We start from the raw sequence: 24,713 nt of genomic DNA, 5'->3' as shown, positions 1-24,713 counted from the left end.
CTGTACAGGGAAAATCAGAGTTTATGTTGACATATTTGGGAAGGGACACTAATATTCTATATGAAGTGTTAACTATTATTTATTTTAGGTTAACATTTAGTTTTAACTTAAGCAGAAGGGGGGACAAAAGGATGCAGGGAGAAAAATATTACAGTGTCAGAATGAGAGCTTCCCAACATGGCCCTCATGAAAAGGGCGGAAAACATATATCCGGAGGAGAGCGGCTCATTACTTTCAGCGGCTTGAACCAAGCGGTCAATGACTTAGTACATAAAGGCTTATCACATTCAAGAGGAACACCGGATTTTATGCAGATTCAGTTTGAAGGCATAGACGAACCGATCAGGCCGATTCACCCTTTGCCTGTTGAAACAAATGAAGTCGATACAGCAGAAAAAGGACAAGCGCTCGCTCAAGAGCTTCTGAAAAAAGCAGGCGTTCCCGGAAATATGATTGACAACGCGTTTCAGGACATCGCTGCATACTCAGAAGTGAGAGGCGCTGTCTTGTTTGATATCCGGTCAGGAAAACGAATGGACGACAGAAACGAAAAGGGTGTTCGGGTTTCCCGCATAGATTGGCCGGAAACCGATTTTCAACAATGGGCATCTGAACACGGAATGCCGGCAAATTCACGATTAAAGGAGGCGCTGGCCATTGCGGCAAAGGTCTGTGAGCATCCGGATATTGCGGCTGAATTATGCTGGTCTGATGACCCTGATTACATAACAGGCTACGTTGCCAGTAAAAAGACGGGTTATCAGCGGATCACAAAAATGAAAGACGCAGGAGACGAAAGCGGCTGCAGAATTTTTTTTGTTGATGGATTCATAGATACGGACAGCTGCATCAATTATTTAGAAAAACAGCCGGTCCTTATTCAGCGGGAGGAGAAAAGATGAGGCACTCGATTATTGAAAAAAGCAAAAAATATCTTTGGCTGCCTTTTACACAAATGAAAGATTACGATGAAAATCCGCTAATCATCGAAAGCGGAAACGGAATCAAGCTGAAAGATATCAACGGCAAGGAATACTATGACGGATTTTCTTCTGTGTGGCTCAATGTACACGGACACCGCAAAAAAGAATTAGATGAGGCCATTAAAAAACAGCTTGAAAAAATTGCTCATTCTACACTGCTGGGTATGACAAACATTCCGGCGACAGAGCTTGCAGAAATGTTAATCAACATCACCCCTGAAAAGCTGACACGTGTCTTTTATTCTGACAGCGGAGCGGAAGCAATGGAAATTGCTCTGAAAATGGCATTTCAATATTGGAAGAATACAGGAAACCCGGAGAAGCAAAAATTCATTTCTATGAAAAACGGCTACCATGGCGATACGATCGGAGCTGTCAGTGTCGGTTCAATCGAACTTTTCCATCATGTATACGGGCCGCTCATGTTTGAAAGCTTCAAGGCTCCGATCCCTTATGTATACCGCTCGGAAAGCGGTGATCCTAAAGTGTGCCGCGATCAATGCCTGGAAGCGCTCGAACAGCTGCTGAAGGAACATCACGGAGAAATAGCCGGACTTACTATTGAATCGATGGTTCAAGGAGCTTCCGGCATGATCGTGATGCCTGACGGATTTTTGGCAGGTGTACGTCAGCTTTGTACAAAATATGATGTTTTAATGATTGTTGACGAAGTCGCAACGGGATTTGGCCGCACCGGAAAAATGTTTGCCTGTGAGCATGAAAACGTTCAGCCTGATTTAATGGCGGCAGGGAAAGGCATTACAGGAGGCTATTTGCCGATTGCCGTTACATTTGCGACAGAAGCGATTTACGAAGCATTCTACGACGACTATGAAAAAGTAAAAACATTTTTTCACGGCCATTCGTATACAGGAAATCAGCTCGGCTGTGCGGTAGCGATTGAAAATTTACGTTTGTTTGAAACTGAGCGCATCGTTCAGCAGGTCGCCGAAAAATCAAAAACGGCAGAATTGCTTCTTCATGACCTGACATTGCTTCCTCACGTTGGCGATGTCCGCCAGCTCGGTTTGATGTCCGGTATAGAGCTGGTTCAGACAAAAGAAACAAAACAGCCTTATCCTCCTGAGCAGCGGGTCGGATATAAAGTGTCTTTAAAAATGAGAGAGCTGGGCATGCTGACGAGACCGCTGGGCGATGTAGTTGCCTTTCTTCCTCCGCTCGCCAGCACAACCGAAGAGCTGGAAGCGATGGTATCCATCATGAAAGAAGCGATCCGTGAGGTCACAAGCTGTGAATTTTGACAGCTGGTTAAGCAGAAGGCTCGACATGACGAAAGAAGCCGGGCTGTATCGGACTATACGGACGAGAGAGCCTGTACTACAGTCTCAAATGATCTGGGCATCAAATGATTATTTGGGCTTGGCAAATGATGAACGGTTGATATCGTCCGCTAAAACGGCGCTGGGCCAATTTGGAGCGGGAAGCAGCGGCTCGCGGTTAACGACGGGCAATACTGTCTGGCATGAAAAGCTCGAACGGAAAATCGCAGACTTCAAACAGATGGAAGCGGCTCTGTTATTTTCAAGCGGATATTTGGCGAACATCGGCGTGCTTTCTGCATTGCCTGAAAAAGGAGATGTCATTTTAAGCGATCAATTCAATCATGCCAGTCTGATTGACGGGTGCCGTTTGTCAAAAGCGGACACGATCGTTTACCGCCACATTGATATGGGTGATCTGGAAGAAAAGCTTGCAGCTGTACAGGATTACGAGCACAGGTTTATTGTCACAGATGGCGGTTTCAGCATGGACGGAACGATTGCGCCTCTTGACCGGATCATTTCGCTTGCGAAACGGTATGAGGCCTTTGTAATTGTGGATGACGCACATGCAACAGGGGTTTTAGGCGAACACGGCAGAGGAACGAGTGAATATTTTGACATTTGCCCTGATGTTGTCATCGGCACTTTAAGTAAAGCGGTCGGTACGGAAGGCGGTTTTGCCGCAGGTTCGAAAGTATTAATCGATTTTTTGCTGAATCATGCCAGAACGTTTATCTTTCAAACAGCAGTCCCGCCCGCGGCCTGTGCCGCTGCATATACAGCCTTTCACATTATAGAAGGCCTTCAGGATACACGCCGCCTTTTGCAGTCATCTGTAAAAATGATGAACACACGCCTCAAAGATATGGGATTTACCGTAAAGGGAGGAGATACTCCGATCATACCCGTTATAATCGGAGATGCTCAAGAAGCTGTTTTATTCGCAAAAAGCCTTGAGGAAAAGGGAATATATGCGCCGGCCATTCGTCCGCCGACTGTTCCCGAAGGAGAAAGCAGAATAAGGCTGACAGTCACCGCTGACCGCAGCGTAAGGGACATAGACGAATTGTTAGAGGCGTTTTATCTCACTAGAAAAGAGTTGAACATGATCAAATGAAGAGTTTTTTTGTTACAGGAACAGATACGGGAGTGGGAAAAACCGTCATATCCTGCGGCCTTGCCGCTTTATTCAAACAAAAGAAGATAGATGTCGGGGTATTTAAACCGTTTTTAAGCGGGATATCGCGCAGCCACCCGAAAAGCGATACATCCTTGCTGAAACAAATGTCACAAACCTTTTTCTCTCACGAAGATATTACTCCTTTTGAAAGTAAAGAGCCGCTTGCGCCGCATGTTGCTTTAATGCTTGAAGGAAGGTCCGTCGGCATGGAAGAGGTCATTAATCATTGGAGAACTATAAAAGACAGGCATGATTGTTTCATAGTCGAGGGAGCAGGCGGAATCTCCGTGCCTCTGGGAGAGGGTTACTTAGTCAGTGATCTCATACAAGCACTGGAATTGCCGATTGTCATTGTAGCAAGGCCTGATCTCGGGACGATTAATCATACGTATTTAACCGTTGAATATGCGAAAAAAATGGGGCTTCAGATCATCGGCATCGTAATCAACGGAACAAGCAGCAGCCCGGGACCAGATGAAGAGACAAACCCAAAGATAATTGAAACATTATGCGGTGTTCCGATTTTAGGAATAACACCGAAGCTGAAACACGTTACGGCTGAAAACATTCAAAACATGATAGAGGAGCATGTAGATATCTCCTTATTCATGAATCCAATGAAAATGGGGCGAGAAAGATGAATCAATGGATGGATCTTGCAGAAAGAGTGTTGGATGGAGCGGAAGTAACAGACAAAGAAGCGCTTGCTATTTTAGAATGTCCTGATGAAGATATCTTACTGCTTATGCATGCCGCTTTTCAAATCAGAAAACGTTACTACGGAAAAAAAGTAAAGCTCAACATGATTATGAATGCGAAATCCGGCCTCTGCCCGGAAAATTGCGGGTACTGTTCTCAATCCGCCATATCAAAAGCGCCGATCGAGTCTTACCGGATGGTTGACAAACATATATTGCTTAAAGGGGCAAAACGCGCCCATGATTTGAATATAGGAACATACTGTATCGTCGCCAGCGGCAGAGGCCCGTCAAATAGAGAAGTAGACCAAGTTGTTGAGGCTGTCAAAGAAATCAAAGAGACCTACGGTTTAAAAATCTGTGCATGTCTCGGCCTGTTAAAACCGGAGCAGGCGCAGCGCCTGAAACAGGCCGGGGTTGACCGATACAATCATAACATCAATACATCCAAAAGAAACCATGCAAACATTACGACCTCACACACGTATGACGACAGAGTCAATACAGTGGAAACGGCCAAAAAATCGGGTATGTCTCCGTGTTCAGGCGTCATCGTCGGCATGAAGGAGACGAAACAGGACGTCGTCGATATGGCGAAAAGCCTGAAAGTGCTTGATGCCGATTCCATTCCGATTAATTTTTTGCATGCTATTGACGGCACTCCGTTAGAAGGAGTGAGTGAATTAAACCCGGTTTATTGTTTGAAAGTTTTGGCCATGTTCCGATTCATTCATCCGTCAAAGGAAATCCGGATCTCAGGCGGGCGGGAAGTCAACCTTGGTTCGCTCCAGCCTCTGGGGCTGTATGCCGCAAATTCGATTTTCGTCGGAGATTACTTAACAACGGCAGGGCAGAATGAAACAGAAGACCATAAGATGCTGCATGATTTAGGATTTGAAGTCGAATCAGTTGAAGAAATGAAAGCCAGTTTACAAGCTGCTTCCCATACGGAGGGATAACATGACGTCTGATTTACATACGGCAAAGCCAAGCCTCCTTACTGATTCGGATTTTTGGAGAGACCCTTATCCGTTTTATGATCACCTGCGGTCCGTTGATCCGGTTTATAAAGGAACCGTTTTAAAATATCCGGGCTGGTATGTCACCGGGTATAAAGAAGCGGATGCGATTCTGAAAGACACCCGATTTAAAAATCGCATTCCTCTTCCTGAAGCTTCAACAAAATATGAAAATCTTACACATATCCAGCAAGATATGCTGTTATTTAAAAACCAATCAGACCATAAGCGGATGCGGATGCTTATCGGTAAAGAATTTACCGTTGAAACGGCGGAATCACTTCGCCCCTGTATAAAAGAAACGGTTCATGACTTGTTAGATCAAATCCAAAACAGAAAAAACGCGGACCTTGTTTCAGAGTTTGCCTTTCCATTGGCAAGCCTCATCATAGCGAAGTTACTCGGAGTGCCGAAAGAGGAAAGATTCGAATTCAGACAATGGACGGCAGACGTCATACAGGCCATTGATTTTACCCGGTCAAGAAAGGCGTTAGTCAAAGCCAGCGACACAGCCGTCAAGCTGACGGCATATTTTAAAGATTTGATTCACAAGCGGAAAGCACAGCCTCAGGAAGACTTAATCAGCAAGTTTGTGATGGAGGGACAGCTTTCAGAAGAGGAAGTACTTGCGACATGTATCTTACTTGTTATAGCCGGACACGAGACGACGGTAAACCTCATTAGCAATGGAGTGTTTTCTTTATTGAAGCACCCGGAACAGCTTAGCGTACTGAAGAAAAACCCTCTGCTTATTGAATCTGCAGTCGAAGAATGTCTGCGCTACGACAGCCCGACGCAGCTGACGGCACGCACCGCTTCAGAAGACTGCGAAATAAATGGAAAAATCATAAAAACAGGTGAGCAGGTATATATCCTTTTAGGCGCAGCCAATCGCGATCCGAGCATATTCGATCATCCTCACAAGCTGGACATCGCCAGAAAACCGAATCCGCACCTTGCATTCGGAAGGGGTGCCCATTTTTGCGCGGGCTCCTCATTGGCGCGCATCGAAGCACAAATTGCAATTCTCACACTGTTTGAACGGATGCCTAAGCTTCAGCTGGCTGTATCCGGGCTTGAATACCGAAAGCTCATTGGTTTTAGGACGCTGACAGAGCTTCCCGTTATCCTCAGCTGATACTATGCAAGAGGGGCTGGTTTAAAAATCCAGTCCCTCTTGCAGGAAATAAATGAAAGAGAAGAGAATTGAATATTATAAAGCAAAATCTCCGCTGAAACCATCTCACTTATCTAAAAAACCACTTCAAAAAGCAGCTATTCAATGTAACGCCGTCAAGCGCTGACCACCCGATGAAACTGTAATACTTTGCTCAAAACTGGCATGTCTTTTGTTTAACTTCTTATTGTAAGCGCTTACTGAATATAGAAAAGAGGGGTGCTTGTGGACATTATTATTATTCTTTTGTCATTAGGCTTGCTGATGTTTGCGGCTTACCGGGGATTTTCAGTCATTTTATTTGCCCCGATTTGTGCGCTGTTTGCTGTGCTCTTGACAGATCCAAGCTTCGTACTTCCTTTCTTCTCGAATATATTTATGGAGAAGATGGTAGGATTTATTAAGCTGTATTTTCCCGTGTTTCTTTTGGGGGCTGTTTTTGGCAAGGTCGTTGAAATATCCGGGCTCGCCGAGTCGATTGCAAAAACGATCGTCAGACTTGTGGGAGCAAAAAGAGCCATTCTCGCCATTGTCTTAATGGGTGCGATTTTAACGTACAGCGGCGTCAGCCTCTTCGTAGCAGTGTTTGCGGTCTATCCGTTTGCTAAGAACCTATTTATGAAAGCCGATATCCCCAAGCGTCTGATACCGGGAACGATTGCATTGGGCGCCTTTACATTTACGATGGATGCGCTCCCCGGCACACCGCAAATTCAGAATGTCATTCCGACAGCATTTTTTAAAACAGACATTTATGCCGCTCCCTGGCTCGGACTGTTTGGGGCAGCATTTGTTCTTACAGCCGGAATGCTTTATTTAGAATCCCGGCGCAAGAAAGCGGCCAAAGCAGGAGAAGGCTATGCCGGATTTCAATCTGAAGTTTCTGCTGGAAAGGAATCCTCAGATCTGGCTTATGAAAAAAACACGCCTGCTTTGCCGCAAGAGACAGAACCCGGTATAACGCGGCAAGTGCTCGCCTTTGTTCCGCTTATCCTTGTCGGGGTAATGAACAAATGCTTCACTATGTGGCTCCCGCATTGGTATCCCAACGGATTTGATTTTGCGCCGCTCGGCTTAGAAGCATTCGGGAAGATTGACCTTTCCTCCGTCACTGCGATCTGGTCAGTAGAACTCGCACTGTTCATCGGTATCATCACAACGATTTTGTTCGACTGGAAAAAAGTGCTCGCCAATTTGAAAGAAGGGCTGAATGAGGGCATCGGGGGCGCCTTGCTGGCATCGATGAATACAGGAGCCGAATACGGATTCGGCGGCATCATCGCAGCGCTTCCCGGCTTCAAAACGGTCAGCAGCGGCATATCGCAGACGTTTACTGATCCGCTTGTCAACGGAGCAGTGACGACTACTGCGCTTGCCGGGATTACAGGATCGGCATCAGGAGGAATGGGCATCGCCTTAAGCACGATGTCAGCAGCATATACAGAAGCAATCAAGACATTTCACATCCCGCCGGAGGTCATGCATCGGGTGATCTCGATGGCCTCCGGCGGAATGGATACTCTTCCGCATAATGGCGCCGTTATTACGCTGCTTGCGGTCACCGGTTTGACCCACCGCCAATCCTACAGAGATATCTTTGCCATTACCATCATCAAAACAGCCGCTGTATTTGTCATCATCGCTATTTACAGTCTGACGGGCCTTGTGTAGTCAAAACAGAAAGGGGAAGTGAACATGGGAAAAGGAAAAGTGATGGACTCTTATCAAGATGCTGCTGAACTGATCAAGGACGGAGACACCCTCATCGCAGGAGGATTCGGTCTGTGCGGCATCCCGGAACAATTAATTCTCGCAATCAGGGACAGCGGCGTGAAAAACTTGACCGTTGTCAGTAATAACTGCGGTGTTGATGATTGGGGATTAGGCCTGCTGCTTGCGAATCGGCAGATCAAAAAAATGGTCGCATCCTATGTGGGCGAAAACAAAACCTTTGAACGGCAATTTTTAAGCGGAGAGCTGGAAGTCGAATTGGTTCCCCAAGGAACGCTCGCCGAAAGAATTCGCGCGGGCGGCGCGGGTATTCCGGGGTTTTATACATCTGCGGGGGTCGGAACATCAGTCGCCGAGGGAAAGGAACATAAGACATTTGACGGACGCACTTATCTCCTGGAGAAAGGAATTACAGGGAACGCCGCCATCGTAAAGGCGTGGAAAGCCGATCCTCTCGGCAACCTGATGTTTAGAAAGACGGCAAGAAATTTCAATCCGCTCGCCGCAATGGCAGGAAAAGTCTCGATTGCAGAGGCTGAAGAAATCGTCGATGTCGGAGAGCTTGATCCGGATCATATTCACACGCCGGGCATTTTTGTGCAGCACGTGCTGCTCGGCACGAGTCATGAAAAACGGATCGAACGCCGCACCGTCCGGCAAGCATGATAAAGGAGGCTGATAGAATGAGAGATAGCAGAAAACGAATGATCAAGCGAGCTGTAATGGAGATTAAAGACGGAATGAATGTGAACTTAGGGATAGGGATGCCGACGCTTGTAGCCAATGAGATACCGAATGATTATAACGTACTGCTTCAGTCTGAAAACGGCTTGCTCGGGATTGGTCCTTACCCGGTGGAAGGAACGGAGGACCCGGATCTGATCAATGCGGGAAAAGAAACCATTACCGAGGTTATGGGTGCCTCCTATTTTGACAGTGCCGAATCTTTTGCCATGATTCGCGGCGGTCACATTGACCTAGCGATCCTCGGCGGGATGGAAGTATCCGAACGGGGGGATTTGGCGAACTGGATGATCCCCGGGAAAATGATCAAAGGAATGGGCGGCGCCATGGACTTGGTCCACGGAGCAAAACGGATTGTTGTCATCATGGAGCACGTTAATAAATATGGAGAATCTAAAGTGAAAACGGACTGTACGCTGCCTTTAACCGGCAGGCAAGTGGTCGATCGGCTGATCACAGACTTGGCTGTATTCGATTTTCTTGATGGCCGTATGACGCTGACCGAACTGCAGGAAGGTGTAACAATAGAGGAGGTTTTTGAGAAAACAGAAGGTCATTTTACAGTCAGCCAGTCATTAAAGAACGGGGTCAGACAAAAATAAGGAGGTGCGCCATGAATTCCTTGCTTACAGAGAAAGCAGCTATTGTGACAGGAGCCGCCGGGGGAATCGGATTTGAGATCGCAAAGGAATTTGCCCGTGAAGGAGCAGCCGTTATCATATCTGATGTAAACGAACAAGCGGGAAAAGAAGCGGCGGCAAGGCTGAAAGAGGAAGGCTGTGAAGCAGTCAGCATTACATGTGATGTGACAAATGAAAAGCAAGTGGCCGACATGCTGCAAACGGTTGAGAAACAATTCGGACACCTTGACATACTCGTTAATAATGCGGGCATTCAGCATGTCGCACCCATCGAGGAATTTCCCACAGAACAGTTCGAATGGCTCATTCGTGTCATGCTGACCGCGCCATTTATCGCCATGAAACATGCATTTCCTATCATGAAAAAACAGCAATTCGGACGGATCATTAATATGGCCTCCGTTAACGGATTGATCGGTTTTTTCGGCAAATCTGCTTACAACAGCGCGAAGCATGGTGTCATCGGATTAACGAAGGTGGGCGCCCTTGAAGGGGCTGCTGACGGAATCACGGTCAATGCGCTTTGCCCGGGATATGTGGACACTCAGCTTGTCCGCAATCAGTTAAAGGACATTTCCGAAACAAGGAATGTACCGTATGAACGGGTGCTGGAGGATGTTATCTTCCCGCTGGTTCCGCAAAAACGTCTGCTGTCAGTGAAAGAAATCGCTGATTACGCAGTATTTTTGGCCAGCGACAAAGCAAAAGGCATCACCGGCCAGGCCGTTGTTCTTGATGGGGGCTATACCGCTCAATAATCGTTTCTTGATTTACGGGGAAAGCCTCTCCCATGATAAATAATAATGAAATGAATTAGTCAAATCATTAAAGAGACAATCTCAGGAGGCGAAAAAGCTTTTTTGTTCAATCCCGCACCTGTTGCTTGATTTTAATTTGCATTAGAACAAGTGCGGACGTGCCGGGAAAAAACGATCTGCTGCGAATCCTTTTTCCATTCGCGGCAGACCATTTCATCATGATGAAAACGATATATGCAGAGGGACATAAATAAGAGTCCTTTTAAGGTTTATTATGGATTTCTATAAATTAGGAATCTTTTTTTTGTGGATTTTTTCTTCTCATAAAAGGGATATAAAGTGGGTTCTTTATAAAAAAAATGACAAAATCTGACGATATTCGAAAGGGAATCGGGGAATCATGCAGAAATGTTTACAATAAATGAGTTTTGGCTTAAAAAAGAATGTTCATTAATGTATTTAAAAGAAGCAGTATTTTAAAAATAACTATATTGTAAGAGAATGAAAACATTTCTTACAGGGATCAGCCGAAGAAATATTCGGGAATTCACAAAACGCTGTCGTAAATAATACGTGCCTTGATTCCATATAAACGTACAACAGTACCGCAAGCTTTTCGTTTTCATACAAGACTGAACCAAAGTACTAAATTCGCTTCTAGTTATAAACTCCTCTTATGATGCAGCTGCCCGATTCAGCAGATGATGTTATGAACCGATTTACTGCGTCAATCGGTACCCGTATCTAGCAGGATCATTCATATGATCTGCCATGTTGTTTCATCCTCAGACCCGTTCCTTGCCGCAAAAGCTATCATCAAGCGTAATCAAATCACAACACCTTCACAGACATACAAACGAATCCGCTAACAACGAACAACAGATATTTAATGGTTGGCCGCTAGTATGCCAATGGCCCTAATACATATGAAGCACCACGGTCATAGTTTGAGTGATGAAAGATCAGTAATAGGCTTCCATGCAGGCTCGATATATTTTCCATCACTCATGACAGGTTTGCTCGTTAACAAGATCGGCCGCACAGCCGTGTCGAGCTATACACCTGTTATTCAATGCAGGCTCTCATAATTGCTTTTCCAGACTGATTTTTCGGTTTTAGTGCCATGTTGTATTTTATGAATAGATGTATCTAGTTCGTTTGCAAACTCGAACATAACTCCTCCTAAAGTATCCTATACAGGTTTGTTATAATCATGCTACGATGTTAGATATAGGGATATTTTGTATGATTATGGATTCATATTCAATAAGATTGGAGGGAGCTAATGAACAGTCTCGCCTTTTTATTTCCTGGACAAGGTTCTCAATTTGTAGGAATGGGCAAAAGTTTTTGGAATGATTTTGTGCTCGCGAAGAGATTATTTGAAGAAGCGAGCGATGCTATCTCCTTGGATGTAAAAAAGCTCTGTTTTGACGGAGATATGAATGAATTGACAAAGACAATGAATGCGCAGCCCGCCATTTTAACGGTTAGTGTCATTGCATTTCAAGTGTATATGCAAGAAATTGGGGTTAAGCCGCGCTTTCTGGCAGGTCATAGCTTAGGAGAATATTCCGCGCTTGTCTGTGCCGGCGCCCTTTCATTTCAAGAGGCCGTTAAGCTTGTAAGGCAGAGAGGAGTCCTTATGCAAAATGCAGATCCTCAGCAGCTGGGGACGATGGCCGCAGTAACTCAGATCCCTCTCCAAACATTGCAAGAAATATGTTCAGAAATGTCGACGGAAGACTTTCCGGCAGGTGTAGCTTGCATGAATTCGGATCAGCAGCATGTGATTTCCGGACACCGGCAAGCTGTGGAACGTGTCATCAAGATAGCGGAGCAAATGGGGGCTAAGCACACTTATTTGAACGTCAGCGCTCCTTTTCATAGTTCGATGATACGGCCGGCATCCGAACAATTCCAGGATACATTAAATCAGTATACCTTCAAGGATGCTGCATGGCCGATCATTTCGAATGTCACCGCGTGCCCGTACCGCAATGGAAATTCGGTCAAGGAACATCTGCAGCAGCACATGACGATGCCGGTAAGATGGGCAGAATCGATGCATTACTTGCTTTTACATGGAGTCACAGAAGTCATCGAAATGGGACCCAAGAATGTCTTGGTCAGTCTGTTGAAAAAAATAACGAATCATATTGCAGCTTATTCTTTAGGACAAACATCTGACGTTCACTACCTTTCCAATTCGGAGGAAAGACATAAAAATGTTGTCCATTTACGCAAGAAGCAGCTGCATAAAATGATGATTCAATCTATCATTTCGCGAAATTATAACAAAGATGCATTGGCATATTCCAATCTGGTGACACCATTATTTGCACAGTTACAACTGCTCAAAGAGAGAATGGAAAGGAATGAAAATGAGCTTTCAGAAGAAGAGCTCGATCATTCGATCCATTTATGTCAACACATTTTTGAGGCTAAACAAATTCCGGCTGTGAAACAATTGAGGATTTTAAAATAAAGCTGCCTTGGAGGAAACCTATGTTTATCAATCAATTTCAAACTTTAGTCGATGTCATTCGGGAAAGAAGCAACTTAACGGATCGCGGAATCCGTTTTATCGAGTCCGATAAAAAAGAGACGTTTATATCTTATCGCCAATTGTTTGACGAGGCGCAAGGATTTCTCGGTTACTTACATCATATCGGCATTCAGCCAAAGCAAGAAATTGTATTTCAAATCCAAGAAAACAAATCATTTGTCGTCGCTTTTTGGGCTTGTTTATTAGGAGGAATGATCCCGGTACCGGTCAGTATCGGAGAAGATGATGACCATAAGCTAAAAGTTTGGCGCATTTGGAATATATTAAACAATCCGTTTCTGATTGCCTCTGAAAAGGTATTGGAAAAAATAAAAAAATACGCTGCAGAACACGATTTACAAGATTTCCATCATCAATTAAACGAGAAATCTGACATTATCCAAGATCGAATCTACGATCATCCCGCTTCATTATATGAACCTGATGCTGATGAACTGGCCTTCATTCAATTTTCTTCGGGATCAACAGGGGACCCCAAAGGAGTCATGCTAACGCATCATAACTTAATACATAACACCTGTGCTATTCGGAATGCTCTGTTTATTGACTTGAAAGATTCTTTTTTATCTTGGATGCCTTTAACCCATGATATGGGGCTTATTGCCTGCCACCTAGTTCCCTTCTTGGCCGGAATCAATCAAAATCTAATGCCGACGGAATTATTTATCCGAAGACCTATTCTTTGGATGAAAAAAGCTCATGAACATAAAGCCAGCATTCTATCCTCTCCTAATTTCGGATACAACTATTTCCTTAAATTTCTGAAAAACGAACAACGTTTAGACTGGGATTTATCCCATATCAAGGTCATCGCAAACGGTGCGGAACCCATATTGCCAGAGCTATGTGACAAATTTTTAAAAAGATGCGCAACGTTCAATATGAAAAGATCCGCCATTTTGAATGTTTACGGTTTAGCGGAAGCTTCGGTCGGCGCATCGTTCTCTAAAACGGGTGAAGAATTTGTTCCTGTTTATTTGCATCGCGATCATTTAAATCTCGGTGAAAGAGCCGTGGAAGTCAGCAAAGAGGATCAAAACTGCGCTTCTTTCGTCGAAGTGGGACAGCCCATTGACTATTGTCAGCTTCGAATCTCCAGTGAAGCAAACGAAAGAGTGGAAGACGGAATCATCGGCCATATCCAGATCAAGGGGGAAAATGTGACCCAAGGGTATTATAACAACCCCGAGAGTACGGATAGAGCGCTCACTCCTGACGGCTGGATAAAAACGGGAGACCTTGGTTTCATCAGAGAAGGCAACTTAGTCGTAACCGGCAGAGAAAAAGACATTATTTTCGTGAACGGAAAAAATGTGTATCCTCATGATATTGAACGGGTCGCGATTGAAATGGAAGAGGTCGATTTGGGAAGAGTTGCAGCCTGCGGTGTATATGATCAAGAGACGCAAAGCGGAGAAATCGTGCTCTTTGTTGTTTTCAAGAAATCCCCTGAAAAATTTGCACCGCTTGTCAAAGACATTAAAAAGCATTTGTACCAGCGGGGCGGCTGGAGCATAAAAGAAGTCCTTCCGATCCGAAAGCTGCCAAAAACAACAAGCGGAAAGGTTAAGCGATATGAACTGGCTAAGCAGTATGAGGCAGGGGCATTTTCGATAGAGTCTGCCGCAATCAAGGAATTTCTGGAGAGCAATCCGAAGGAACCGGGCCAGACTCCCATTCATGAGATAGAAACGGAATTGCTGTCTGTCTTTTCCGAAGTGCTGGCCGGGAAAAAGATTCACCTCAATGATAGTTATTTTGATATGGGCGCAAATTCTTTACAGTTATCTCAAATTGCCGAACGTATAGAACAAAGGTTTGGACGCGAGCTTGCGGTGGCCGATCTATTTACGTATCCTTCTATCGCAGATTTAGCGGCATTTCTGTCTGAAAGCCATGCTGAAATCAAGCAAGCCGATACAGCGAAGCAAGGCCATGTTTCGTCGAAAGACATCGCCATTATCGGGATGTCGCTCAATGTTCCGGGAGCATCGGATAAGAGTGATTTTTGGGATCTTCTGAAAAAAGGAGAGCATAGCATTCGACAATATCCTGCACCGCGAGTCAAAGATGCGACGGATTATTTACGAACCATTCAAAGCGAATTCAATGAAAATCATTTTGTTAAGGGCGGCTATTTAGATGAAATCGATCGATTTGATTATTCATTCTTTGGTTTAGCTCCCAAAACCGCTCAATTCATGGACCCTAATCAAAGGCTGTTTTTGCAATCCGCATGGCATGCGATTGAAGATGCAGGCTATGCTGGCGACACCATTAGCGGGAGTCGGGTCGGTGTATATGCAGGGTACTCGAAGGTGGGCTACGATTACGAACGTCTCCTTTCCGCGAATTATCCGGAGGAACTTCATCAATATATTGTAGGCAATCTTCCTTCCGTGTTAGCAAGTCGAATCGCTTACTTCTTAAATTTAAAAGGACCGGCAGTCACAGTGGATACGGCTTGTTCTTCATCGCTTGTTGCCGTTCATATGGCATGCAAATCTTTGATTACAGGCGATTGTGAAATGGCTATTGCCGGAGGTATTCGAACATCATTATTGCCGATGAGTATCGGGCTTGATATGGAATCTTCAGACGGGTTCACCAAAACGTTCAGCGAAGATTCGGACGGCACAGGCTTGGGCGAAGGCGTGGCGGCAGTCCTGTTAAAACCTTTACAGGATGCGGTTCGCGACGGAGATCATATTTATGGCGTGATAAAGGGGAGCGCGATGAATCAAGACGGGACAACCGCCGGAATCACCGCACCGAATCCGGCAGCTCAGACCGAGGTCATTGAGCAGGCTTGGAAAGACGCGGGCATTGCTCCTGAAACGCTGTCTTTCATCGAAGCGCATGGCACCGGAACCAAGCTTGGCGATCCGGTTGAATTTAACGGGCTTTGTAAAGCGTTTGAGAAGTATACGGCAAAGAAACAATTTTGTGCGATTGGTTCCGTTAAATCGAATATCGGTCATTTGTTTGAAGCGGCAGGCATCGTAGGACTGATAAAATCTGTCCTCATGTTGAATCACAAAAAAATCCCGCCATTAGCGCACTTTAATGAACCGAACCCGTTCATTCACTTTCAATCTTCACCATTTTATGTAAATCAAGAAGTAATGGATGTCACACCTGGCGACCGACCGCTGCGATGCGGAATCAGCTCGTTCGGTTTTAGCGGAACGAATGCGCATGTGGTTTTGGAAGAGTATACTCCTGAAGCTGAGTATGAACCGGAGGCTGAAAATGAGCCGCACCTATTTGTTTTATCCGCCCGTACTGAAACTTCACTCTATGAACTCGCTCAGCGGTATCGGCAATATATTACGGATGACAGCCAAGTTTCATTGAAGTCAATTTGCTATACAGCCAGTACAGGAAGGGCTCATTTGGATCATTGTCTTGCCATGGTTGTATCCAGTAAGCAAGAATTGTTGGATAAGCTGGCCTGCTTGATTCAAGGCGATAGACATCTTCCACAGACAGCCGTTGGTTACACGAACATGAAGGAAATGCTGCCTGCCGATAAAGAAGAGCTGAATAAACAAGCCGCTCATCTGATCGAGCAGCGTACACGCACGAAGGATGAGCGAATCACATGGCTGAATCGTGCCGCCGAATTATTTGTGCAGGGAGCCGTTATAGATTGGCGCGCGCTTTATCCGGGTGAAGTTGTGCAAAAAACTCCATTGCCCTTGTATCCGTTTGAACGGAATCGCTGCTGGGCTGAAGCTGGCCATTTGCGTTCTAAGGAAGGCAAAGAGAGAGGAGAAGCAGCATTGGATATCAATCATACGAAGGCGCATATTGAATCCTTCTTGAAGACTGTGGTTAGCAATGCTTCGGGAATCAGAGCAGAGGAAATCGATCTGAATGCCCATTTTATCGGGCTCGGAATGGATTCCATCATGCTGTCCCAAGTCAAAAAAGCCGTTGCAGATGAATTTGATGTGGACATCCCGATGGAACGCTTTTTTGATACGATGAACAACCTTCAAAGTGTCGTAGATTACTTGGCAGAGGCCGTTCCATCGTCTTCTGTATCCGCTCCGCCTCAAGAGAGTGTTACGGCGCAAGAAAAGCTGGTCATTTCAGAAGCACAGGCTGAATTGGATCATAGAGGAGATCATCAAGAGCATATGCTCGAAAAAATAATTGCTTCTCAGAATCAATTAATTCAGGACACCTTACAAGCTCAATTGAATAGCTTTAATTTGCTGAAAAACAGCGGTCATCATTCCGCAGCGAAAGAATACGCTAAAGTGCAAGAAAAATCGCTCCCTTCTTCCAAGCTGGGGACTCCAGCTGTCACTGCAGAAAAGAAATTGACTCAAGAAGCGAAGCCTTACATTCCTTTTCAGCCTCAGCACTTGCATGAACAGGGACACTATACCGCACAGCAAAGACAATATTTAGAGACTTTTATCGAGAAGTACACAGACAAAACGAAAGGTTCTAAGCAATATACGGACGAAACCCGATTTGCTCATGCAAATAACCGCAACTTGTCCAGCTTCCGTTCATATTGGAAGGAAATGGTGTACCCGATTATTGCCGAACGCTCTGACGGTTCCAAGATGTGGGATATTGATGGAAACGAATATATCGATATCACCATGGGCTTTGGGGTTAACCTTTTTGGACATCATCCGTCCTTTATTACGCAAGTTATCCAAGATTCAACCCAATCGGCATTGCCGCCGCTTGGTCCGATGTCGAATGTCGCCGGAGAAGTGGCGGATCGAATTCGCGCATGCACAGGGGCAGAAAGGGTCGCTTTCTATAATTCCGGAACAGAGGCAGTCATGGTTGCCCTTCGTTTGGCGAGAGCGGCAACAGGCAGAAAGAAAGTTGTCGTGTTCTCCGGCTCTTATCACGGTACGTTTGACGGCGTATTAGGGGTAGCCAATACTAAAGGCGGGGCTGCACCTGCGAATCCGCTGGCTCCGGGCATACTGCAAAACTTTATGAATGATTTGATTATTTTGCATTACAACAATCCGGATTCGCTGAACGTGATTCGCAGTCTGGGAGATGATTTGGCAGCCGTACTGGTGGAACCGGTGCAAAGCCGCAGGCCGGATTTGCAGCCGGAATCATTTTTGAAAGAACTGCGGGCGATCACGCAGCAATCCGGGACAGCCTTGATCATGGATGAAATTATTACAGGATTTCGGATCGGTCTCGGCGGTGCGCAGGAATGGTTCGGCATTCAAGCCGATTTGGTAACCTACGGGAAAATCATCGGCGGAGGGCAGCCGTTAGGTATTGTTGCCGGAAAAGCTGAGTACATGAATGCGATCGACGGCGGAACCTGGCAGTATGGGGACGGCTCCTATCCAACGGACGAGGCGAAACGCACGTTTGTGGCCGGCACCTTCAATACTCACCCGCTTACCATGAGATTGTCATTAGCCGTGCTTCAGCATCTGCAAACCGAGGGAGACAATCTGTACAAGCAGTTAAATCAAAAGACAACCTTCTTGGTCGATCAATTAAATCGCTACTTTGAACAGTCCCAAGTGCCTATTCGTATGGTTCAGTTCGGTTCCTTATTCCGGTTTGTCTCATCGGTTGATAATGATTTGTTCTTTTACCACCTCAATTATAAAGGGGTCTATGTTTGGGAAGGACGCAACTGCTTCTTGTCTACGGCTCATACTGCGGATGATATTGCTTATATCATTCAAGCCGTCCAAGACACGGTGAAGGATCTACGCCGGGGCGGATTCATTCCGGAAGGACCGCATTCCCCTGATGACGGGGGCAATAAACAATCCGAGGCGTACGAGCTTTCTCCTGAACAAAAGCAATTGGTGATGGCATCTCATTATGGGAATGATGCTTCTGCAGCTTTAAACCAATCCATTATGCTAAAAGTGAAGGGTGAAGTGCAGCATACGCTGTTAAAACAAGCAGTACAGCATATTGTCAATCGCCATGACGCTTTACGTACGGTTATTCATGTCGATGACGAAGTACAGCAAGTACAGGAACGGATGGATATAGATATTCCCGTAATCGATTTTACCGGTCACTCGAATGAACATCGAGAGGCAGAAATTCAGAAATGGCTGACAGAGGATGCCAAGCAACCGTTTCATCTTCACGAACAGAAGCCCTTGTTTAGAATTCATGTGCTTAAATCGGACCAAGACGAACACCTGATTGTGCTTACATTCCATCATATCATTGCCGATGGGTGGTCGATCGCTGTTTTTGTACAAGAGCTGGAGAGCACTTACGCCGCTATTGTACAAGGAGAACCGCTTCCGTCGGATGAGGCTGCTTCGTTTCGCCAATATTTAGATTGGCAGCAAGCGCAGATCGATAGCGGCCATTATGAAGAAGGTGTCCGTTATTGGCGGCAGCACTTCTCTGAGCCGATACCGCAGGCAGCCTTGCCCAGCGTTGCTTCTTCCCGTTATCCGAACGGATATGAGGGTGACCGGTGTACGATTAGGCTGGGGCGGCCTTTAAGCGAGGCTTTAAAATCATTAAGCATTCGGATGAAAAATAGCGTATTTGTGACCATGCTGGGCGCATTTCATCTTTTCCTGCACCAGCTTACCAAACAGTCCGGCCTTGTGATCGGGATTCCCACAGCAGGTCAATCACATATGAAACACCATGTTCTGATTGGAAATTGCGTCAATATGGTTCCGGTGAAGAACACGCCTTCTTCTGAAAGCACCTTATCCGGTTATCTTGACAGCATGAAGGAAAACGTGAATCAAGCAATGCGGCATCAAGCCGTTCCGATGACACTTGTGGCCAGACAGCTTCCGCACGATCAAGTGCCGGATATGCGCATTATTTTTAATTTGGACAGACCTTTTCGAAAGCTGCATTTCGGAAAGGCGGAAGCTGAGCCTATTGCGTACCCTGTGAAATGCATTTCATACGATTTATTTCTTAACGTAACGGACGTAGATCAAGAATATGTTCTTGATTTCGATTTTAATACGAACGTCATCAGTCCGGAGATCATGAAAAAGTGGGGAGCGGGCTTTGCGAAATTGCTGCAAAAAATGGTTGAGGGGGATTCAGCCCCTCTTGACGCCCTGATGATGTTTTCCGATAAAGAACAGCAAGATTTACAAGAGCTGTATGCCGTTCACCAGCAGCGAGTCTCTTCAACATTGAGCAATACAGTAAACCTTGCTGATGTCTACGAAGAGCCGGCAAATGAAACGGAGCGGCAGCTGGCTGAGATATGGAAGGAACTTTTCGGCCTTGAGCGGGTGGGCAGATCAGATCACTTCCTGGCTTTGGGAGGAAACTCGCTCCAAGCGACGCTTATGCTTTCCAAAGTTCAGAAAACATTTCATCAAAAAGTTTCCATCGGGCAATTTTTCAACCATCAGACCGTTAAGGAGTTAGCGAGTTTCATTCGGAGTAAAGAGAAAGTCACGCACCTCCCGATGAAGACTGTTGAGAAGAAAGCTTATTACCGAACATCTCCAGCGCAGCAAAGAGTATATTTTCTGCATCAAATGGAACCGAATCAACTGTCGCAAAATATGTTTGGCCAAATATCAATTATAGGGCAGTACGATGAGCAGGCCTTGATCGAATCCCTTCAACAAGTCATGCAGCGGCATGAAGCTTTTCGCACTTATTTTGACATTATAGATGGCGAAATTGTCCAGAGAATTGCAAGCGGGCTTGATTTTAACGTCCATGTCCGTACGATGGACCGGGATGAATTTGATGCCTATGCAGATCAGTTTGTAAAACCATTCCGTCTTGAACAAGCTCCTTTGGTTCGCGCAGAGCTGATCAAGATTGATAACGGGCAGGCGGAACTGCTCATCGATATGCATCATATCATTTCGGACGGTTATTCCATCAGTATACTTACGAATGAGCTGTTCGCTCTATACCATCATGAGCCATTGCCGGAAATTGAATTTGAATATAAAGATTTCGCAGAATGGCAAAACCAATGGTTGAGCGGAGAGACCATGGAACAGCAGGAGAAATACTGGCTTGAGCAATTCAAAGAAGAAATCCCCATCCTTCAACTGCCGACAGACGGTTCAAGAGCGATGGAATGGTCTTCTGAGGGACAGCGCGTAACGTACTCCTTGGAGCCAAATGTAATCCGTTCGCTTCAAGATATGGCGCAAAAGGCGGGAACGACTCTGTATACGGTGCTTCTGGCTGCGTACAAAGTGCTGCTTCACAAATATACGGGCCAAGAAGATATTGTCGTGGGCACGCCTGCTTCCGGAAGAAACCATCCAGATATTGAAAGCATGATCGGAATTTTCATTCAAACCATCGGGATTCGGACCAAACCGCATGCCAATAAAAGATTTGCGGATTACTTGGAAGAAGTGCAGCGGCAAACGCTTGACGCTTTCGAAAATCAGGATTATCCATTTGACCGGTTGGTGGAGAAATTAAATGTGCAGAGGGAAACAACGGGAAAGTCGCTGTTTAACACGATGTTTGTGTTTCAAAATATTGATTTTCATGAAATCCGGCACAATGGATGTACATTTACGGTGAAAGAACGAAATCCCGGAGTCTCTTTATATGATTTGATGCTGACGATCGAAGATGCCGGACAGCAATTAGAAATGCATTTTGATTTTAATCCGGGACAGTTTGAAAAAGAAACCATTGAACAGATCACAAGGCACTATATCAGCATTTTGAACAGCCTTGTTAAGCAGCCGGAAATGACTTTGTCTTCCGTTCCTATGCTATCTGACACCGAACAGCATCAATTACTGATGGAGTTTAATGACACGGAGAAGCCGTATCCGCATAACGAAACGGTATGCCAATGGTTTGAAAAGCAAGCAGAACAGAGGCCTGATCATGAAGCCGTTATATTTGGCGATGAGAGGTATACGTACAGGCAGCTCAATGAACGGGCAAACCAATTGGCGCGGACATTAAGAACAAAGGGAATACAAGCGGATCAGTTCGCTGCCATCATCTGCCCGCATCGTATCGAGCTGATTGTTGGAATTTTGGCTGTTCTAAAATCCGGCGGCGCATACGTGCCCATTGATCCGGAGTATCCGGAGGATCGGATACAATATATGCTGAAAGATTCAAAGGCGGAAATTGTTTTGACACAGCACCATCTGCAAAATCAATTAACGTATGATGGTGACGTTGTGCTTTTGGATGAGGAAAACTCTTATCATGAGGACCGCTCAAATCTTGAATTGTTCAGCGATGCGCATGATTTAGCCTACATGATCTATACGTCGGGTTCCACGGGGAATCCGAAAGGCGTACTTATTGAGCACCAAGGGTTAGCCAATTACATTTGGTGGGCGAAAGAGGTTTATGTGAGGGGCGAGAAAACCAACTTCCCATTGTACTCCTCCGTCTCTTTTGATTTAACGGTGACTTCGATATTTACACCGCTGGTCACGGGAAATACCGTCATTGTCTACGATGGAGAAGACAAAAGCGCTGTGCTTTCAACGATTATGCAGGACTCAAGAATAGACATGATCAAATTGACCCCCGCGCATTTGCATGTACTCAAAGAAATGAATATAGCCGAAGGAACGACCATTCGGAAAATGATTGTGGGCGGAGAAAATTTAAGCACCCGTCTGGCCAAAAGTGTCAGCGAACAGTTTAAAGGCCGGCTGGACATTTTCAATGAATACGGACCGACGGAAACTGTCGTCGGATGTATGATTTACCGTTACGACGCTAAATGGGACAAGCGGGAATTTGTACCGATCGGCACTCCGGCTGCCAACACGGAAATTTATGTGATGGATGCCAGCAGAAACCTGGTTCCGAGCGGGGTGCCCGGTGAAATTTATATCAGCGGAGCCGGTGTTGCCAGAGGGTATTGGAATCGCCCGGATTTAACGGCAGAGAAATTCATTGATAACCCGTATATCCCGGGAACGAAGATGTACAAATCAGGGGACTTGGCCAAGCGATTGAGGGATGGAAATCTTGTCTATTTGGGCCGCATCGATGAACAAGTCAAAATCAGAGGATACCGAATCGAACTTGGTGAGATCGAAGCAGCGATGCATAATGTGGAAGCGGTGCAAAAGGCCGCGGTTGCAGTCAGAGAAGAAGAGGACGGCTTAAAACAATTGTGCGCGTATTACGTGAGCGAAAAACCTATAACGATTGCGCAGCTTAGAGAACAATTGTCATTGGAGCTGCCGGACTACATGGTTCCGTCCTATTTTGTCCAGCTCGAACATATGCCGTTAACGTCTAACGGGAAAATAAATCGTAAAGCACTGCCCGCGCCGGAAGCAAGTTTGCAGCAGACAGCTGAATATGTCCCGCCGGGCAATGAGGTTGAATCCAAACTGGCGGATTTATGGCAAAAGGTACTCGGGATAAGCCATGCGGGGATCAAGCATAATTTCTTTGATCTTGGAGGAAATTCCATTCGAGCGGCGGCCTTAGCCGCCAGAATCCACAAAGAGCTGGATGTGAATCTGTCTCTAAAAGACATATTTAAGTTTCCTACCATTGAACAGTTGGCTGACAGGGCGTTACGCATGGAAAAAAATCGATATGTACCGATTCCGGCCGCAAAGGAAATGCCCTATTATCCAGTTTCTTCGGCTCAGAGACGGATGTATCTGTTGAGTCATGCAGAAGGCGGCGAGCTGACTTACAATATGACGGGCGCCATGAGTGTAGAAGGGACTGTCGATCTGGTCCGATTACACGCAGCTTTCCAGAAATTAATCGAGCGTCATGAAGCTTTGCGGACCAGCTTTGAATTATATGAAGGCGAACCGGCACAGCGCATCCATCCAAGCGTCGAATTTACAATAGAACGAATTCAAGCGAGAGAAGAAGAAGTGGAAGATCGTGTGCTTGATTTCATCAAAGCGTTTGATTTAACCAAGCCGCCGTTGATGCGAGTCGGACTGATTGAACTTGAACCTGAACGGCATGTGCTGCTGGTTGATATGCATCATATCATTTCCGATGGCGTGTCCATAAATATTCTTATGCAAGATTTAAGCCAGCTCTATGAAGGGAACGAACCGGATCCACTTTCTATTCAATATAAAGACTATGCGGTTTGGCAGCAATCGGAAGTTCAGAGACGGAACATCAAGAACCAGGAAGCGTATTGGCTGAATCAGTTTCATGATGACATTCCTGTACTGGATATGCCTGCGGATTACGAGAGACCTTCCATACGCGATTACGAAGGCGAATCATTTGAATTTCTTATACCGGAACACTTGAAACAGCGTTTAAACCAAATGGAAGAAACCACAGGAGCGACACTGTATATGATTTTATTGGCAGCCTATACGATTCTTTTATCCAAATACAGCGGACAAGAAGATATTATCGTAGGAACGCCATCTGCCGGGCGAACTCATATGGATGTCGAGTCTGTCGTGGGAATGTTCGTCAATACGTTAGTCATTCGCAATCACCCGGCGGGCCGTAAACCATTTGATGCCTACTTAAACGAAGTAAAGGAAAACATGCTGAATGCCTATCAAAATCAAGACTATCCGTTGGAAGAATTGATCCAGCATTTGCATCTTCCAAAAGATTCAAGCCGTAATCCTTTGTTCGATACGATGTTTGTACTGCAAAATCTCGATCAGGCTGAATTGAAACTGGATTCCCTTCAATTCAAGCCATATCAGCTTCATCATCCGGTTGCCAAATTCGACTTGACCTTGTCGATCCAGGCGGACCAAGACAAATATCACGGCCTGTTCGAATATTCGAAAAAACTGTTTAAGAAAAGCAGAATCGAAGCTTTATCAAACGACTACTTACACATCTTATCCGCGATTCTGGAACATCCAAGCATTCAAATCGAACATATCGAATTAAGCGGCAGCAATGCGGAAGAAGAAAACATGATGGATTCTATTCAATTGAACTTTTAGGGAAAAGCATATATTTATTTTCTTGAAACTATACAAAATGAG

The 24,713-nt window shown here is 45.5% G+C and carries 12 protein-coding genes; all 12 read left to right on the top strand.

Annotation, left to right across the window (positions count from 1 at the left end; translation table 11 throughout):
* The first annotated feature begins 131 nt into the window (after window positions 1-131).
* The 12 genes from KY305_RS16390 (at window position 132) to KY305_RS16335 (ending at window position 24,671) form a co-directional block, all read left to right on the top strand.
* Window positions 132-902 (top strand): 6-carboxyhexanoate--CoA ligase, encoded by a 771-nt coding sequence (locus KY305_RS16390; RefSeq protein WP_223063446.1) that lies wholly within the window; start codon window positions 132-134, stop codon window positions 900-902.
* Window positions 899-2,245, top strand: a complete 1,347-nt coding sequence (gene bioA, locus KY305_RS16385) for an adenosylmethionine--8-amino-7-oxononanoate transaminase (protein ID WP_223063445.1) — start codon at window positions 899-901, stop codon at window positions 2,243-2,245. Before KY305_RS16390 ends, bioA begins: the two co-directional genes overlap by 4 nt.
* Window positions 2,235-3,383 carry an 8-amino-7-oxononanoate synthase gene (bioF, locus tag KY305_RS16380; protein WP_223063444.1) on the top strand — a complete coding sequence of 383 codons (1,149 nt, stop codon included), beginning with the start codon at window positions 2,235-2,237 and terminating at the stop codon, window positions 3,381-3,383. The genes bioA and bioF overlap by 11 nt, the downstream gene beginning before the upstream one ends.
* Window positions 3,380-4,087 carry a dethiobiotin synthase gene (gene bioD, locus KY305_RS16375; RefSeq protein ID WP_223063443.1) on the top strand — a complete coding sequence of 236 codons (708 nt, stop codon included), beginning with the start codon at window positions 3,380-3,382 and terminating at the stop codon, window positions 4,085-4,087. The genes bioF and bioD overlap by 4 nt, the downstream gene beginning before the upstream one ends.
* A complete protein-coding gene (gene bioB / locus KY305_RS16370) occupies window positions 4,084-5,103 on the top strand; it encodes a biotin synthase BioB (RefSeq protein ID WP_223063442.1) in 1,020 nt (339 codons plus the stop codon). Before bioD ends, bioB begins: the two co-directional genes overlap by 4 nt.
* Window position 5,104: 1 nt before the next feature.
* A complete protein-coding gene (locus KY305_RS16365; protein ID WP_223063441.1) occupies window positions 5,105-6,301 on the top strand; it encodes a cytochrome P450 in 1,197 nt (398 codons plus the stop codon).
* Between the two features lie 264 nt (window positions 6,302-6,565).
* Window positions 6,566-8,011: a GntP family permease gene (locus tag KY305_RS16360; protein WP_223063440.1), complete on the top strand. Its 1,446-nt coding sequence runs from the start codon at window positions 6,566-6,568 to the stop codon at window positions 8,009-8,011.
* Between the two features lie 24 nt (window positions 8,012-8,035).
* Window positions 8,036-8,737: a CoA transferase subunit A gene (locus KY305_RS16355; RefSeq protein ID WP_223063439.1), complete on the top strand. Its 702-nt coding sequence runs from the start codon at window positions 8,036-8,038 to the stop codon at window positions 8,735-8,737.
* Window positions 8,738-8,754: 17 nt separating this feature from the next.
* On the top strand, window positions 8,755-9,417 hold the full coding sequence (locus KY305_RS16350; RefSeq protein WP_223063438.1) for a 3-oxoacid CoA-transferase subunit B: 663 nt from the start codon (window positions 8,755-8,757) through the stop codon (window positions 9,415-9,417).
* Window positions 9,418-9,428: 11 nt separating this feature from the next.
* Entirely contained in the window at window positions 9,429-10,214 is a 786-nt protein-coding gene (locus tag KY305_RS16345) for a 3-hydroxybutyrate dehydrogenase (protein WP_223063437.1), read from the top strand.
* 1,285 nt (window positions 10,215-11,499) lie between these two features.
* Window positions 11,500-12,702, top strand: a complete 1,203-nt coding sequence (fabD, locus tag KY305_RS16340) for an ACP S-malonyltransferase (RefSeq protein ID WP_223063436.1) — start codon at window positions 11,500-11,502, stop codon at window positions 12,700-12,702.
* A gap of 20 nt (window positions 12,703-12,722) precedes the next feature.
* Complete coding sequence (locus KY305_RS16335) at window positions 12,723-24,671, top strand: non-ribosomal peptide synthetase/type I polyketide synthase (RefSeq protein WP_223063435.1); 11,949 nt, start codon at window positions 12,723-12,725, stop codon at window positions 24,669-24,671.
* Window positions 24,672-24,713 lie beyond the last annotated feature (42 nt).

This window comes from Bacillus sp. YC2 (assembly GCF_019891195.1).
Classification (GTDB): Bacteria; Bacillota; Bacilli; order Bacillales; family Bacillaceae; genus Bacillus.
This window is presented reverse-complemented; position numbering and strand designations above follow the sequence as displayed.

Bases quoted from the DNA above. Each gene is read 5' to 3' on its own strand.
- KY305_RS16390 (WP_223063446.1), top strand. From the start codon at position 132: ATGCAGGGAGAAAAATATTACAGTGTCAGAATGAGAGCTTCCCAACAT.
- bioA (WP_223063445.1), top strand. From the start codon at position 899: ATGAGGCACTCGATTATTGAAAAAAGCAAAAAATATCTTTGGCTGCCT.
- bioD (WP_223063443.1), top strand. From the start codon at position 3,380: ATGAAGAGTTTTTTTGTTACAGGAACAGATACGGGAGTGGGAAAAACC.
- bioB (WP_223063442.1), top strand. From the start codon at position 4,084: ATGAATCAATGGATGGATCTTGCAGAAAGAGTGTTGGATGGAGCGGAA.
- KY305_RS16365 (WP_223063441.1), top strand. From the start codon at position 5,105: ATGACGTCTGATTTACATACGGCAAAGCCAAGCCTCCTTACTGATTCG.
- KY305_RS16355 (WP_223063439.1), top strand. From the start codon at position 8,036: ATGGGAAAAGGAAAAGTGATGGACTCTTATCAAGATGCTGCTGAACTG.
- KY305_RS16350 (WP_223063438.1), top strand. From the start codon at position 8,755: ATGAGAGATAGCAGAAAACGAATGATCAAGCGAGCTGTAATGGAGATT.
- KY305_RS16345 (WP_223063437.1), top strand. From the start codon at position 9,429: ATGAATTCCTTGCTTACAGAGAAAGCAGCTATTGTGACAGGAGCCGCC.
- fabD (WP_223063436.1), top strand. From the start codon at position 11,500: ATGAACAGTCTCGCCTTTTTATTTCCTGGACAAGGTTCTCAATTTGTA.
- KY305_RS16335 (WP_223063435.1), top strand. From the start codon at position 12,723: ATGTTTATCAATCAATTTCAAACTTTAGTCGATGTCATTCGGGAAAGA.